This window comes from Rhodococcus sp. 21391, assembly GCF_016772255.1.
Classification (GTDB): Bacteria; Actinomycetota; Actinomycetes; order Mycobacteriales; family Mycobacteriaceae; genus Rhodococcus_F; species Rhodococcus_F opacus.
This window is the reverse complement of record NZ_CP063781.1, coordinates 3,588,450-3,602,573: the sequence shown is the minus strand read 5'-3', so window position 1 is coordinate 3,602,573 and position 14,124 is coordinate 3,588,450. Positions and strand designations below refer to the sequence as shown.

The following is a 14,124-nucleotide window of genomic DNA, read 5'->3' as shown; positions in this document are numbered from 1 at the left end:
AAGTACAGCAGTGGCTGTCAAGATCAAGCTCACCCGGCTCGGCAAGATCCGGAACCCGCAGTACCGCATCGTCGTCGCCGACTCCCGCACCCGCCGCAACGGCCGTGCGATCGAGACCATCGGCAAGTACCACCCCAAGGAAGAGCCCTCGCTGATCGAGGTCGATTCCGAGCGTGCTCAGTACTGGCTCGGCGTCGGCGCCCAGCCCACCGAGCCCGTTGAGGCCATCCTCAAGATCACCGGTGACTGGCAGAAGTTCAAGGGCCTGCCGGGCGCCGAGGGCACCCTCCGCGTCAAGGAAGCCAAGCCCTCCAAGCTGGAGCTGTTCCAGGCTGCGCTCGCGCAGGCCGAGAACGAGCCTGTCGGCGAGGCCATCACGCCCAAGAAGAAGAAGGCGAAGGCCGAGGACGCCGAGGCTGCTGCCGACGCTCCCGCCGAGGCTGCTGCAGAGTCCGAGGCTGCTGACAAGTGAGTGCCGTCGTCGCCGATGCCGTGGAGCACCTCGTTCGTGGCATCGTCGCCAACCCCGACGACGTTCGTGTCGAGCTGATCACCGGGCGTCGGGGGCGCACTGTCGAGGTGCACGTCAACCCTGACGATCTCGGCAAGGTCATCGGTCGCGGTGGCCGCACCGCGACCGCTCTGCGGACGCTGGTCTCCGGTATCGGTGGCCGCGGGATCCGTGTCGACGTCGTCGACACCGATCAGTAGAGGCCTTACAGCAGTGGAGCTCGTCGTCGGCCGTGTCGCCAAGTCGCACGGCATCAAGGGTGAGGTCGTGGTCGAGGTTCGCACCGACGAACCCGAGGATCGATTCGCCGTCGGTGCCGTGCTGCGGGGGCACAAGCCGCGCGAGCAGACTGTGAGCACATACACGGTGGAAGCCGCCCGGGACCATTCCGGGCGGCTTCTGCTGCGCCTCGAAGGGGTGTCGGACCGCACCGCGGCGGATGCCCTGCGGGGCACGCTGTTCGTCATCGACAGCGCCGAACTCGAGCCGTCCGACGACCCTGACGAATTCTACGATCACGAACTCGAGGGACTGTCGGTGCGCCTCGCGGACGGCACCGAGGTGGGAACCGTCATCGAGGTATTGCATTCCGCGGCAGGCGAATTGCTCTCGATCCGCCGGGCCGGCGAACAGTCCGGCGAACTTCTCGTCCCGTTCGTGGCCGCGATCGTCACGTCGGTGTCCGTCGCCGACGGCGTCGTCGAGATCGATCCGCCGGAAGGGTTGCTCGATCCCGACTTCGGTGAATCCGCCGACGGGAAGTGAGTCGGTAGCCATGCGTCTCGACGTGGTCACCATCTTTCCCGAGTACCTCGAACCGCTTCGAGCGGCGTTGCTCGGCAAGGCCATCGACAAGGGCCTCATCTCCGTCGACGTGCACGATCTGCGGGACTGGACGCACGACGTCCACAAGGCCGTCGACGATTCTCCGTACGGCGGCGGGCCGGGGATGGTCATGAAACCCACCGTGTGGGGGCCCGCGCTGGACGATGTCCTCGCCGCGGGCGACGGCGACTCGGACACGCTGCTGGTCGTCCCCACACCGGCCGGTGTTCCTTTCACGCAGGCCACCGCCGAGCGCTGGGCAGGGGAGAAGCACATCGTCTTCGCCTGCGGACGTTACGAAGGCATCGATCAGCGCGTGTTCGACGACGCCGCCCGCCGGGTGCGCGTCGAAGAGGTGAGCATCGGCGACTACGTCCTCATCGGGGGCGAGGCGGCCGTGCTGGTGATGACCGAGGCGTTCGTTCGGCTGATCCCCGGAGTGCTCGGCAATCAGCAGTCGCACCAAGAGGATTCGTTTTCCGACGGCCTCCTCGAAGGACCCAGCTACACGCGGCCGGCGACGTGGCGCGGACTCGACGTCCCGCCCGTCCTGCTGTCGGGCGATCACGCGAAGGTGGCTGCGTGGCGACACGAGCAGTCGCTGCAACGCACCGCCGAACGCCGTCCGGACCTGTTGCCCTGAACCGATTTCCGGTCCTGCCCGGGCGCTAGCCCTGGGGATGTGCCCAGTCGTCGACGACACCGGTGGGGAACAGGGACTTCACGAATCCGGTCATCGTGTCCCGTGCATGCCGGGCGCTGGAATCCTCGGTGACATCCGTGGTCGCGGTGTCCGGGTACGACTCCTCGTCGTCCTCGTACCGGATGTCCTCGCGGGACGCGACGGCCACGATGTAGCGGTTGTCGTCACCGATCAGGCCCGTCGACACGTGGATCCACCGATCGCCCACACAGCACATCCAACCCTGCTTCACCCCGACGGTGTTCTCGCCGGGCAACCCGTCGGGTATGCCGAACCGCTGGTCGTAACCGTCGATGCCCTCGGGTGTCGACGAGCGCAGGTAGTCGACGAACTCGGCGATGCGACCCGGGCCCAGGCCGTCGCGGTCGTCGAGAAGCCCGGCATAGAACGTCACGAGGTCGGCGGCGGTCGTCTCGGTGTTCCACCACAACCCGTCCCAGGGCGGTGTGGTGGCGGCGAGTCCGTATCGCCCGGCGACGTCGACGACGACGTCCGAGCCGCCCAGATCGTCCCAGAGAGTGTTGGCCGCGTCGTCGTCGGACGCCTCGAGCATCCGCTTCAGGAGGAGGCGGTCGCAGTCGGACAGTGTCCGCTCACCGACCGCGTCGAGGTGGTACATCTGGGCGGCGATGAACAGCTTGGCCAACGACGCCGTTTCGACCGGTTCGGCGGCGGCGCCCTCCAGATAGCTGCCGGCGGCGCGGTCCAGAACGGCGATAGACACGTCGGCGCCGCGCTCGGTGGCCGCCGTCGCGACCGCCGCCGAGATGCGTTCGGCGAGGGGTGCGGTGACGGGGACTCGCGCGGACGGGAACGGCTCGGGGCTCACGGTCACGCCGTCACCCGCCGGCGGTTCGTCGGCCGGGAGGAGGTCGGGGGTCGCGACGGCGGGTGACGTCGCCGGGATGTCGACCACGGAGTTCGTCTCGGTCGGGATGGTGCAGGCCGGCGGCGCAGCCAGCAGGAAGACCAGGACCGTCAGGCAACGGATCAGCCTGGACATGAAATTCTCCCGAGATTTCCGTGACGGCCTCACCGCCGACGATATTGTCTCAGGGTAGCGGTAGGGTCCATTTCCGTGACTCTCAAGACCGTGAACCAGCGCATTGCCGAGGAGCTCGACGTCCGGGAGGGACAGGTCGCGGCCGCCGTGGACCTCCTCGACGGTGGAGCCACCGTGCCCTTCATCGCCCGGTACCGCAAGGAAGTCACCGGAACGCTCGACGACGCTCAGCTCCGCCAGCTCGAGGAACGCCTGCGTTACCTGCGGGAACTGGACGAGCGCCGGGTTGCCGTGCTCGAGTCGATCGACTCGCAGGGCAAGCTCGACGACCAGTTGCGTGGGCAGATCATGACCGCCGACACGAAGGCGCGCCTCGAGGACATCTACCTGCCGTTCAAGCCGAAGCGCCGCACGAAGGCGCAGATCGCCCGCGAAGCCGGGCACGAGCCCGTCGCCGACGCGCTGATCACCGATCCCTCCACCGATCCGGCGTCCTACACGGCCGAACAGCTCGAGGGTGCGCGCGCGATCCTCGTCGAGCGTTTCGCCGAAGACGCAGACCTGGTGGGTGAGCTCCGCGAGCTGATGTGGACCCGTGGGCAGCTGGTGTCCGCGGTCCGCAAGGGCAAGGAGACCGAGGGCGCGAAGTTCGCCGACTACTTCGAGTTCTCCGAGCCGTTCGGCAAGCTCCCGTCCCACCGCATCCTGGCGGTGCTGCGCGGCGAGAAGGAAGAGGTGCTCACGCTCACCCTGGCACCCGACACGGAGGAGCCCGTCCCCGGCGAGCCCACCGTCTACGAGGGCCGGATCGCCGGCCGGTTCGGCATCGCCGACCGCGGCAGGCCGGCCGACCGGTGGCTGCTCGACACCGTGCGGTGGGCGTGGCGCACCAAGATGATCGTCACGCTGGGCATCGACACCCGGATGCGCCTGAGGCAGTCGGCGGAGAAGGACGCCGTCGACGTGTTCGCCAACAACCTGCGCGACCTGTTGCTGGCAGCGCCTGCCGGTACCCGCGCCACGATGGGCCTCGACCCCGGTTTCCGGACCGGTACGAAGGTCGCGGTCGTGGACGCCACCGGCAAGGTGGTTGCCCACGACACGATCTACCCGCATCAGCCGCAGAACAAGTGGGACGCCTCCCTGGCCACCCTCGCCGGTCTCGTCGCCAAGCACGGCGTGGAGCTCATCGCCATCGGGAACGGCACCGCCTCCCGCGAGACGGATGCACTCGCGACCGAGCTGATCGCCAAGTCGGGCACCACCAACCTGACGAAGATCGTGGTGTCCGAGGCCGGCGCGTCCGTGTACTCGGCGTCCGCGTACGCCTCGGCGGAGTTGCCCGACCTCGACGTGTCGATCCGTGGAGCGGTCTCCATCGCGCGCCGACTGCAGGATCCTCTCGCCGAACTGGTGAAGATCGACCCGAAGTCGATCGGCGTCGGGCAGTACCAGCACGACGTATCGGAGACGCTGCTCGCACGGTCGCTCGGCGCGGTCGTCGAGGACGCGGTGAACGCGGTCGGCGTCGACGTGAACACCGCGTCGGTGCCGCTGCTGTCCCGCGTGTCCGGTATCGCAGGTTCGCTGGCCGAGAGCATCGTCGCGCACCGGGACCAGAACGGCCCGTTCCGCAGCCGCAAGGGGCTCAAGGATGTCGCGAGACTCGGTCCGAAGGCGTTCGAGCAGTGCGCCGGCTTCCTGCGCATCCCGAACGGGGACGACCCGCTCGACGCGTCCAGCGTTCACCCCGAGGCCTACCCGGTGGTGCGCAAGATCGTCGGCGCCAGCGGCACCGACGTGCGCGAGATCATCGGCAACACGTCCGCGCTCCGCAGCCTGAACCCGGCAGACTTCGTCGACGACCGGTTCGGCCTGCCCACGGTCACCGACATCATCGGTGAGCTCGAGAAGCCCGGCCGCGACCCCCGCCCGGAGTTCAAGACGGCCACGTTCGCGGCCGGCATCGAGAAGGTGTCACACCTGAAGCCGGGGATGACGCTGGAGGGTGTCGTCACCAACGTGGCGGCGTTCGGCGCGTTCGTCGACGTCGGCGTCCACCAGGACGGCCTCGTTCACGTGTCCGCGATGTCCCACAACTTCGTCAAGGACCCGCGGGACGTGGTGAAGTCGGGCGACGTCGTGAAGGTGAAGGTCCTCGAGGTGGACGAGGCCCGTCAGCGCATCGGGCTGACGCTGCGGCTCGACGACGAGGTCGGGGCCGGCCGCAAGAACGACGGTCCCCGCGGCGGCGGGCAGCGGCCGGACCGACGCGGTGGCGGGCAGCCGCAGGATCGGCGCGGCGGCAAGCCGCAGCAGCAGGATCGGCGCGGCGGCAAGCCGCAGCAGCAGGGTGGACGCGATCGCGGGCGTGACTCCCGCACGGCGCCCGGCGGTTCGATGGCCGACGCGCTGCGGAAGGCGGGATTCGGAAAGTAAACATGTCACCATCCCGACACGAGCCACCACTTTTCGATGGAGTGACCAGTTCTTTACTGGGATAGTGGATGCCGATGTACGAATGGCTGGATCGGGAAATCGTCGGGCACGGGCGGCTGCCTCTGCTCTTTTTCCTGCTCGGGTTTCTCGCGGCTTTCCTGTTCATCCGGTTGAGCGTGCGGATGATCCGCGCCGAGGTGTCGTGGTGGCCGGGCAACGTGAAACCCGGCGGGCACCACGTCCACCACGTGGTGTTCGGCGTCGTCACGATGCTCGTGTCGGGCGTTTCCCTCATCGCCGTGTACGAGGACGGCACCCAGACCACCGGCGCCGTCCTCGCCACGTTCTTCGGGATCGGCGCCGCGCTGGTGCTGGACGAATTCGCGCTGATCTTCTACCTGCAGGACGTGTACTGGGCGGATGAGGGCCGGACTTCGGTCGATGCCGTGTTCGTGGCGATCGCGGTGACGGGTCTGCTGCTCCTCGGACTCCGGCCGCTCGAACTGATCAACGTCACCGACTTCCGGGATTCGCCCGATCCGTGGGTGCGGGTCGCGATCGGGGTGTCGTCCGTCATCAACCTGCTCATCGCGGCGGTGGTGCTGCTGAAGGGGAAGATCTGGACCGGGCTGCTCGGCCTGTTCATCTTCCCGATCCTGCTGATCGGGGCGCTCCGATTGAGCCGGCCGAGCGCGCCGTGGGCGCGGTGGCGGTACACCTCCAAGCCGAAGCGGATGCTCCGCGCACTCGAACGGGAGCGAAAATGGCGTCGGCCGGTCATCCGGGCCAAGATCTTCGTGCAGGACTTCATCGCGGGGACGCCTAGCGCGGAGCACGTGAAGGAAGCCGCGGAGCATGCCAGGGTGGCGGCGGAGGTGGAACTCGACCATGTGGTGCATGCGGCGCCACCGCCGATTTCTCTTCACCCGGTGGCGTCTGGCACAATGGACGGGTTGCCTGGACCAGGCAGCAATACTTGATCTGGGCACGAACCAGACGAGCACCGGTGTTCTCCGAACGTCCGGGTGCCGCTCGGTTCCTCTGCTCCTGCGAAAACGCAAGGATGGAACACCGATGAACACTCTCGATTTCCTGGACAAGAAGTCCCTCCGCGACGACATTCCCGAGTTCCGTCCCGGCGACACCCTCAACGTGCACGTCAAGGTCATCGAAGGCTCGAAGGAGCGCGTGCAGGTCTTCAAGGGCGTCGTGATCCGCCGTCAGGGCGGCGGCGTCCGCGAGACCTTCACCGTCCGCAAGGTCTCCTTCGGTGTCGGCGTCGAGCGCACCTTCCCGGTCCACAGCCCGAACCTGGCGCAGATCGAGGTCGTCACCCGCGGTGACGTCCGGCGCGCCAAGCTGTACTACCTCCGCGATCTGCGTGGCAAGGCCGCCAAGATCAAGGAAAAGCGCTGACCTTTCCGATGAGCCCGGCACTGCGTACTCGCAGTGCCGGGCTAATCTGACTTCGTGACAGATTCTTCGAAGGAGCGGGCATTGTCGTCGGAATCCGAGACCACCGGCGATTCGGCCGCCACCTCCGCCGTGAACGGCGGTACGGCGGAGCCCGAGAAGAAGCCCCGCTCCTTCTTCCGCGAGTTGCCGATCCTGATTCTGGTCGCGCTCGTTCTGAGTTTCCTGTTGCAGACGTTCGTCGCCCGGGTGTATCTCATTCCGTCCGAATCGATGGAACCGACGCTGCACGGGTGCGCGGGCTGCACCGGCGACCGCATCGTGGTCGAGAAGATCGGTTACCGCTTCGGTGAACCGCAACCGGGTGACGTCATCGTGTTCCGAGGCCCCGATTCGTGGTCGCAGGATTTCGTCTCCACCCGGTCCTCCAACGTGGTGATCCGCGGTGCGCAGGAACTCGGTTCCCTCGTCGGACTCGTCCCCCCGGACGAGAACGACCTCGTCAAGCGGGTGATCGCCACCGGCGGTCAGACCGTCGAATGCTGCGACGACCAGGGCCGCATCCTGGTCGACGGCACACCGCTCGCCGAGCCCTACGTCGTCATGGACTTCCCGTTCGTCCCCGGCTCGCAGGCCTGCGACACCGCGTTGAAGTCGGCACGCTGCTTCGGTCCGGTCACCGTCCCCGAGGGCCACCTGTGGGTGATGGGCGACAACCGCAGCAACTCCGCGGACTCGCGGTACCACGTGGGCGACGACATGCAAGGCACCATCCCGCTCGACAACGTGATCGGTAAGGCGGTCTTCATCGCGTTGCCGCCGGCGCGGATGGGCACGATCAGCTCACCCGATATCCAGGGCAAGTGACTTCCTGGCCTCCACGCATCGTCATTCGCAGGTCGTCCGGTCTGCGGACGATGGAGTCGGCCCTGGTCCGGAGCGGCCTCGGGCCGGTGGCCGGTGTCGACGAGGCGGGCCGGGGTGCGTGTGCAGGCCCGCTCGTCGTGGCGGCCTGCGTGCTCGCACCGAAGCCGTATCCGGCACTGGCGCGCCTCGACGATTCGAAGAAACTCACCGAACGCACGCGTGAAGAGCTGTTCCCGGCCATCACCCGGCTGGCAGTGGCGTGGAGCGTCGTGTCTTTCCCGGCCGAGGAAGTCGACCGCATGGGTGTCCACGTGGCCAACATCGAGGGCATGCGACGTGCCGTCGCCGGCCTCTCGACCACCCCGGGTTACGTTCTCACCGACGGCTTCCGCGTCCCGGGGCTCCCGGCCCCGTCGCTGCCGGTGATCGGCGGCGACGCCGCGGCGGCATGCATCGCGGCGGCGAGTGTGCTGGCCAAGGTGTCTCGTGACCGGGTGATGGTCGCGATGGACGAGACACATCCCGGTTACGGTTTCGCGATCCACAAGGGCTACAACACGCCCGCGCACCTTGCGGCACTCGAGGAGCTGGGCCCGTGCCCGGAGCACCGCCGCTCGTGGTCGAACGTCGCGGCGTTGATACACCGGGTGGATAACAGTTCCGGAAGTGCGAGATGATGACAATTCACACCAGAGCAGGAGGACTCCGAGACCGATGAGTGCCGAGGATCTCGAGAAGTACGAAACCGAGATGGAGCTGTCGCTCTACCGCGAGTATCGGGACATCGTCGGTCAGTTCTCCTATGTCGTGGAGACCGAGCGCCGGTTCTATCTGGCCAACTCGGTGGAGTTGCTGCCCCACAACGCGGACGGGGAGATCTATTTCGAACTGCGCATGTCCGATGCATGGGTGTGGGACATGTACCGTCCCGCGCGCTTCGTGAAGTATGTCCGCGTCATCACGTTCAAGGACGTGAACATCGAGGAGCTCGACAAGCCGGACCTGCGGCTCCCGGACAACGGTCTGTCCTGACGGGCGAAGTCCTCGTCCGCGTAGGATCGTTCGATGACCGGACGGAGGCGCGTCGCGCTGGCTCTGGGTAGCGGCGGCGCACGAGGGTACGCCCACATCGGGGCGATCCAGGTACTCGAGGAGCGCGGATTCGAGATCGTCGGTGTCGCGGGCTCGTCGATGGGCGCCCTCGTGGGTGGCCTCCACGCCGCGGGAAAGCTCGACGATTTCACCCGGTGGGCGATCAGCCTGACCCAGCTCGACGTCGTGCGGCTTCTCGATCTGTCCGTGTCCGCGCCCGGTGCCATCCATGCCGAGAAGATCCTGCAACGGGTCAGGGAGATTCTCGGCGAGATCCGCATCGAAGACCTTCCCATTCCGTATACGGCGGTGGCCACGGATCTCGCTGCAGGCCGGTCGGTGTGGTTCCAGCGAGGACCCGTCGACGCGGCCATCCGTGCGTCGATCGCGATTCCCGGCGTCATCACGCCGTATGTACTCAACGGCCGCGTCCTCGCCGACGGCGGGGTGCTCGACCCGCTGCCGATGGCCCCGCTCGTCTCGGTGAGCGCCGACCTGACCGTCGGGATCAGCCTGGGCGCCGAGGATCGGGACGGTCGCTCTCTGGCACCGGAGAACGTCAGCGCGGACTCGCGGCCCGTGGACGAGTGGATGACACGTTTCCGCCGGAGCGCTGCGCAGCTGCGCGACCTGGACATCGTGCGGTCGGTCGTCGGACGGTTCGGCGCCGCGCAGACCGATCCGGATCCGTCGGACGAGCCGGACGGCCAGGCGATCGACGGTCAGACGGTGGTCGAGGACGATGCGGTGGCTGTCCCGAAGTTCAGCCGGTTCGCGGTGATGAACCGCTCGCTCGACGTGATGCAGGCGACGTTGGCTCGATACCAGCTCGCCGCGTACCCGCCGGACGTGCAGGTTCGCGTGCCTCGGAACGCCTGCCGCAGTCTCGATTTCCATCGCGCCGCCGAGATGATCGAACTGGGTCGTGCGCTCACCGAGCGCGCCCTCGACGACGCCGGACTCACCTCGACGACCGTCGCCGTCTCTCCGGCAGATTCGGACGGCGAACCCACCTGACAGGAGAAGGGGCCGGTGCTGCCCATGCTGCACCGGCCCCTCCGAGTCATGGGGTGTTCAGTTCGAGGCCGGTGTCCGGGCGGCGCCGAGGTCGCTCACGGACTCGCCGTCCACGTGATCGACGTGCTGTGGTGCCGCGAGCAGGCAGAGGATGCTGACCGCGCACATTCCGATCAGGAGCCCGATCACCGGCCACACGCTGCCGGTGGCCTGGTACATGAGGGTCGAGACCAACGGCGACAGCCCACCGAAGAGTGCACCCGCCCCCTGGTAGGCGAGGGAGATGCTGGTGTACCGGGCCTGCGGCCGGAACATCTGCGACAACACTGCGGCGATCGGACCGTATGTCGCGGCCAGGACGAGTCGCATGACGGCGAAGGTCAGGAAGATCAGGACCACCGAGCCGGATGTCAGGACCAGGAACTGTGGTGCCGCGAGCACCGCGACGGCCAGCAGCCCGTAGATCACCACGCGGATCCGGCCGATCCTGTCACCGAGCCACGCGACTGCGAGGGTGGCGATCAACTCCACCACGGCGGCGACGCTGAGCGCGTTGAGGACGAGGGTCTCGGACAGTCCGACGTCCGGGTCGGTGGCGTAGGCCGTGATGAACGTCGTCACCAGGTAGTAGCCACCCACCGCGACGGGCAGGATGCCCATGCCGAGCAGAATCAGGCGCCAGTTCGTGACTATGGCGTACTTCAGTGGCAGCGCTTCGGGGACGGTTGCCGTCTGTACCTCGGATTCGAAGACGGGGGATTCCTCCACCTTCAGACGCACCAGCAGCCCCACGCCGATCAGCAGCGCCGAGCACAGGAACGGCAGGCGCCACGCCCAGTCCCGCAGGGCGTCGTCGCCGAAGGTCGAGAGGACGCTGAAGAACCCGGTGGCGAGCAGCGCGCCCGCGGGGTTACCCAACTGTGCGAATCCGCCGTAGAAGGTCTTCTTGTCCTCGGGCGCGTGTTCGACGGCCATCAGCACGGCCCCGCCCCACTCGCCGCCCACCGCGAAGCCCTGCACGAACCGCAGAATGACCAGCAGCAGCGGCGCCCAGAATCCGATCTGCGCGTACGTCGGCAGCGCACCGATCAGGAACGTGCCCGCGCCCATCAGGGTGAGCGTCACGACGAGTGCCGTCCGCCTGCCGATCCGGTCGCCGACGTGTCCGAAGACGATGCCACCGAGTGGGCGGGCGAAGAAGCCCACCGCGTAGGTGGCGAACGCAGCGGCGATGCCCGTCAGGCGGTCGGTGTCGGACGGGAAGAAGATCTCCCCGAACACCAGGGCCGCCGCCGTGGCGTACACGTAGAAGTCGTACCACTCGATGGTGGTGCCGACGAAGGCCGCGAAACCCGCCTTGCGGGCCTTCGCGATCTGAGTGTCGTGACTCATGACTGATCCTCGGTGGTTGCGGTGGTCGAGAATAGGTCGCTGCGAGTGGAATGCGCCAATTCGCCGTCGATCCAGGTTTCACGGACCTCGATTTCGGCGATGGTGTGCGGGTCGACGGTGAGAGGGTCGGCGCCGAGGACCACGAAATCGGCGCGCTTGCCGGGGGAGATGCTGCCGAGTTCGGATTCGCGCCCGAGCGCGCGGGCCCCGTTCAGCGTGTGCGCGGTGAGGGCCTGGGCTGCTGTCAGTCGCAACGCGTTCGAGCCGAGTTGATGTCCCTGCCGGGTGATGCGGGTGACCGCGGCCTGAATGGCCTCGAGAGGCTTCGGCTCGGCGACCGGCGCGTCGGAACTGATCGTGACCGGCACGTCGGCTTCGACGAATTCGCCCAGGGGATTGAACCGCTCACCCGGGGTGCCGATGGCCGCGGTGACGCCCTCGCCCCAGTTGTAGTAGTGCTGCGGCTGGTTGACGGGGTACACCCCGAGTGAGTGCATCCGACTGATCTGCTCGGGGGTCGGCAACCCGCAGTGCTCGATGCGGTGACGGGCGTCGGCGTCGGGATGCGCCTTCTGCGCGGCGTCGATCGCGTCGAGGACCATGTCGATCGCGGTCGGCGACTGCGCGTGTGTCGCAGTCTGCAGTCCGACGGCGTGCGCCTTCGCGATCAGCGCCGCATAGTCGGCGGGCTCGTGATAGAGCTGTCCGGTCCGGCACGGGTCGCCCACGTACCCGTCCGGGAAATACGCGGTCCAGCCGCCGAGAGTGCCGTCGGCGTAGAACTTGATCCCGCCGAACGCGAGACGTGAGTTGCCGAACGCACCGTGCAATCCAGTGTCGAGCGCGTGATCGAGCAAGTGGCTGAGCAGGTACATGCTTACCCGGGTCTCGAGCCGGCCCTGCTCCGCCAGGCGCAGGTACATGTCGAACTCGCGCCGCGTCACCTGGCAGTCGCCGATCGTGGTGACGCCGCCCTCGAGGAACTTCTCCTGCGCCACGGAGAGCTGCCGCAGATGTTCCTCCGGTTCGTCCTCGAGGTGGAAGTTCGGGCCGTGGTGACCGACCTTGACGCCGTTCACACCGGTGAGGATGTTGCAGGCGGCGTCGGACAGTTCGCCGGTCAGTTCACCGTCCGCGTCGCGGAAGAACTCGCCGCCGGGCGGATTCGGGGTGTCGCGGGTGACGCCGTGGAATTCGAGGGTGAATGTGTTGACGACGCCGCCGTGGCCGCTCGCGTTCATCAGGTACACCTCGCGGTCGGTACCGACCTGATCGAGTTCTTCCTTCGTGGGATGACGGCCCTCGACGAGGTTGCGGTGCTCGTAGCCGTACCCGCGCACCGGGATCCCGGAAGGCTGGTTCCGGGCCGCTTCCTGCAGCAGAGCGACGATCTCGGGGATGGTGCGCGCCTTCCCGGGGCCGCAGTCCACCCAGCTGAGCATCTGGCCGTACATCAGGGGGTGAGCGTGCGGATCGACGAACCCGGGCACGACGGTCGCCCCGGCGAGATCGATGACGTCCGTGGTCCGGTTGCCGATCTTCCGCGCTTCCTCACGGCATTCCGCAACGGTGCCGACGGCGGCGAACCGGTTACCGAAGACGAGGAAGGCCTCGGCGCCCTCGGTGTCTGCGTCCACGGTGCGGAGCGTGCCACCGGTGAAGACGGTGGCGGTGGCGTCGAGGGGGGACGCCTCGTGGTGAAACAGCGTGCGCATGGGGATCCTTCACGATGGTGGTGTGGGTCACGTTCGGCTGGGAGGCAAAATTACGCCCTGACCAGCGGCTGCGCAATACATCAAAGTTCCGGACCAAGCGGTACACGACAAATGTGTTCAGCTTTCCGAGCAGATTTGCACTGATTCGCAGAATCTGGCGATGTGTGCGATTCTTCTTCTCTGTCGGGAGTGCAGAAAGAAATCGAGAAATCTCGGGGCATCATGAGTGTCGAACTGGATTCCAAGCTCATCGCGGCGTTGCAGTCGAATGGTCGCGCGACTTATCGGGAGCTCGCCGCGACCGTGGGCGCACCCCGTGCCGCGGTGTCCACGCGCGTGCAGACGCTGCTCGACACCGGCACGGTGAGCGTCGTTGCCGTCGCCCATCCCGAGTTGCTGGGCCTCAAGGCGATGGCTCACGTGTCCGTCGCCGTGTCGGGTCCGGTGGGTCCCGTGGCCGAGGCGCTCTGCGCGTCGGAGGCGGCCGTCTACATTTCCGCGGTGAGCGGGCAGTACAACATCATTGCCGAGCTGCGCGTCCCCAGCCAGCAGGACCTCTACGACGCCATCGCCGCGATCCGTGCGGAACCCGGTGTCCGCACCGTCAACACGCTGTTCTACGCCGATGTCATCAAGGGAATCTTCATGCCCAAGAGCGCATTGCGCGCCGATGTTCGACTGGACGCGAAAGACGTCGCGCTCATCGAGTTGCTGGAAAGGAACGGGCGGATGCCGTTTCTGGAACTGGCCGAACGCACCGGGCTCTCGCCCAGTGCGGCGCGGAATCGAGTGAACCATCTGATCGACAGCACCGCGTTGCGCGTCGGAGCCGTCGTGAAGCGCCGCGGCGGCGGCAGAACACTCGCCATGGGCATCGGCGTCGGCCTCGGATCGCGGGACCGGGAGGCGTGCGCGCAGATCGAGGCTCTGCCGGGTATCGAGTTCCTGGCGCGCACACTCGGCCGATTCGACCTGATCGGAACGGTCGCCGCCGATTCATCGGGTGACCTCTACTCTCTCGCCGAGCACATCCGGACGATCGACGGAGTGAGGGCCCTGGAGGTCTGGACGCATCTCGAGGTGTTCAAGGAGCACTACGCCCGCAGCCTCGACGTCCGCGGATAGGAGCGTGCCGGAAGCGAGTCAC

15 protein-coding genes are annotated in these 14,124 nt (G+C 67.2%); 12 read left to right on the top strand and 3 right to left on the bottom strand.

Translation table 11 applies throughout. The annotated features are described in order from the left end of the window. Positions 1 to 10: 10 nt before the first annotated feature. Genes rpsP through trmD form a run of 4 tightly spaced genes read left to right on the top strand, consistent with a single transcriptional unit; the run spans position 11 to position 1,979 of the window. Positions 11 to 472, top strand: coding sequence for a 30S ribosomal protein S16 (rpsP, locus tag GO592_RS16840; RefSeq protein ID WP_005240477.1), 462 nt, complete (start codon positions 11 to 13; stop codon positions 470 to 472). Further along, positions 469 to 711 (top strand): RNA-binding protein, encoded by a 243-nt coding sequence (locus tag GO592_RS16835; RefSeq protein ID WP_005240479.1) that lies wholly within the window; start codon positions 469 to 471, stop codon positions 709 to 711. The genes rpsP and GO592_RS16835 overlap by 4 nt, the downstream gene beginning before the upstream one ends. 13 nt (positions 712 to 724) lie before the next feature. Then, the gene (gene rimM, locus GO592_RS16830; protein WP_005564862.1) at positions 725 to 1,276 is read left to right on the top strand and encodes a ribosome maturation factor RimM; all 552 of its coding nucleotides are present in this window, start codon (positions 725 to 727) and stop codon (positions 1,274 to 1,276) included. A 10-nt stretch (positions 1,277 to 1,286) separates the two neighbouring features. After that, positions 1,287 to 1,979, top strand: a complete 693-nt coding sequence (gene trmD, locus GO592_RS16825; protein WP_005259386.1) for a tRNA (guanosine(37)-N1)-methyltransferase TrmD — start codon at positions 1,287 to 1,289, stop codon at positions 1,977 to 1,979. 25 nt (positions 1,980 to 2,004) lie between these two features. On the opposite strand, the gene GO592_RS16820 is transcribed toward trmD, so the two are convergent. After that, the gene (locus tag GO592_RS16820; protein WP_007296882.1) at positions 2,005 to 3,042 is read right to left on the bottom strand and encodes a serine hydrolase; all 1,038 of its coding nucleotides are present in this window, start codon (positions 3,040 to 3,042) and stop codon (positions 2,005 to 2,007) included. Between the two features lie 75 nt (positions 3,043 to 3,117). On the opposite strand from GO592_RS16820, the gene GO592_RS16815 reads away from it, so the two are divergent. The 7 genes from GO592_RS16815 to GO592_RS16785 all read left to right on the top strand — a co-directional run bounded on the left by GO592_RS16815 (position 3,118) and on the right by GO592_RS16785 (position 9,870). Next, complete coding sequence (locus GO592_RS16815) at positions 3,118 to 5,481, top strand: Tex family protein (RefSeq protein ID WP_007296883.1); 2,364 nt, start codon at positions 3,118 to 3,120, stop codon at positions 5,479 to 5,481. A 74-nt stretch (positions 5,482 to 5,555) separates the two neighbouring features. Continuing rightward, positions 5,556 to 6,461, top strand: a complete 906-nt coding sequence (locus GO592_RS16810) for a hypothetical protein (protein ID WP_005571203.1) — start codon at positions 5,556 to 5,558, stop codon at positions 6,459 to 6,461. A 94-nt stretch (positions 6,462 to 6,555) separates the two neighbouring features. Beyond that, entirely contained in the window at positions 6,556 to 6,897 is a 342-nt protein-coding gene (gene rplS / locus GO592_RS16805) for a 50S ribosomal protein L19 (RefSeq protein ID WP_005240490.1), read from the top strand. 81 nt (positions 6,898 to 6,978) lie between these two features. Further along, positions 6,979 to 7,761 (top strand): signal peptidase I, encoded by a 783-nt coding sequence (gene lepB / locus GO592_RS16800; RefSeq protein WP_007296884.1) that lies wholly within the window; start codon positions 6,979 to 6,981, stop codon positions 7,759 to 7,761. After that, positions 7,758 to 8,438 (top strand): ribonuclease HII, encoded by a 681-nt coding sequence (locus GO592_RS16795; RefSeq protein ID WP_082324899.1) that lies wholly within the window; start codon positions 7,758 to 7,760, stop codon positions 8,436 to 8,438. Before lepB ends, GO592_RS16795 begins: the two co-directional genes overlap by 4 nt. Before the next feature lie 37 nt (positions 8,439 to 8,475). After that, positions 8,476 to 8,793, top strand: a complete 318-nt coding sequence (locus GO592_RS16790) for a DUF2469 domain-containing protein (RefSeq protein ID WP_005240496.1) — start codon at positions 8,476 to 8,478, stop codon at positions 8,791 to 8,793. 33 nt (positions 8,794 to 8,826) lie between these two features. Then, on the top strand, positions 8,827 to 9,870 hold the full coding sequence (locus GO592_RS16785) for a patatin-like phospholipase family protein (RefSeq protein WP_005571198.1): 1,044 nt from the start codon (positions 8,827 to 8,829) through the stop codon (positions 9,868 to 9,870). Between the two features lie 57 nt (positions 9,871 to 9,927). Here GO592_RS16785 and GO592_RS16780 read toward each other — a convergent pair whose 3' ends face one another. Next, the gene (locus GO592_RS16780; RefSeq protein WP_007296886.1) at positions 9,928 to 11,262 is read right to left on the bottom strand and encodes an MFS transporter; all 1,335 of its coding nucleotides are present in this window, start codon (positions 11,260 to 11,262) and stop codon (positions 9,928 to 9,930) included. Next, positions 11,259 to 12,977: an amidohydrolase gene (locus tag GO592_RS16775; RefSeq protein ID WP_007296887.1), complete on the bottom strand. Its 1,719-nt coding sequence runs from the start codon at positions 12,975 to 12,977 to the stop codon at positions 11,259 to 11,261. Before GO592_RS16775 ends, GO592_RS16780 begins: the two co-directional genes overlap by 4 nt. 222 nt (positions 12,978 to 13,199) lie before the next feature. Here GO592_RS16775 and GO592_RS16770 point away from each other — a divergent pair, with 222 nt between their 5' ends. Next, positions 13,200 to 14,102 (top strand): Lrp/AsnC family transcriptional regulator, encoded by a 903-nt coding sequence (locus GO592_RS16770; RefSeq protein ID WP_007296888.1) that lies wholly within the window; start codon positions 13,200 to 13,202, stop codon positions 14,100 to 14,102. Positions 14,103 to 14,124: the final 22 nt, after the last annotated feature.

Coding starts and splice junctions, on each gene's coding strand:
- GO592_RS16780 (WP_007296886.1), bottom strand. CDS start 11,262: ATGAGTCACGACACTCAGATCGCGAAGGCCCGCAAGGCGGGTTTCGCG.
- GO592_RS16785 (WP_005571198.1), top strand. CDS start 8,827: ATGACCGGACGGAGGCGCGTCGCGCTGGCTCTGGGTAGCGGCGGCGCA.
- GO592_RS16790 (WP_005240496.1), top strand. CDS start 8,476: ATGAGTGCCGAGGATCTCGAGAAGTACGAAACCGAGATGGAGCTGTCG.
- GO592_RS16770 (WP_007296888.1), top strand. CDS start 13,200: ATGAGTGTCGAACTGGATTCCAAGCTCATCGCGGCGTTGCAGTCGAAT.
- rplS (WP_005240490.1), top strand. CDS start 6,556: ATGAACACTCTCGATTTCCTGGACAAGAAGTCCCTCCGCGACGACATT.
- GO592_RS16810 (WP_005571203.1), top strand. CDS start 5,556: ATGTACGAATGGCTGGATCGGGAAATCGTCGGGCACGGGCGGCTGCCT.
- trmD (WP_005259386.1), top strand. CDS start 1,287: ATGCGTCTCGACGTGGTCACCATCTTTCCCGAGTACCTCGAACCGCTT.
- GO592_RS16820 (WP_007296882.1), bottom strand. CDS start 3,042: ATGTCCAGGCTGATCCGTTGCCTGACGGTCCTGGTCTTCCTGCTGGCT.
- GO592_RS16775 (WP_007296887.1), bottom strand. CDS start 12,977: ATGCGCACGCTGTTTCACCACGAGGCGTCCCCCCTCGACGCCACCGCC.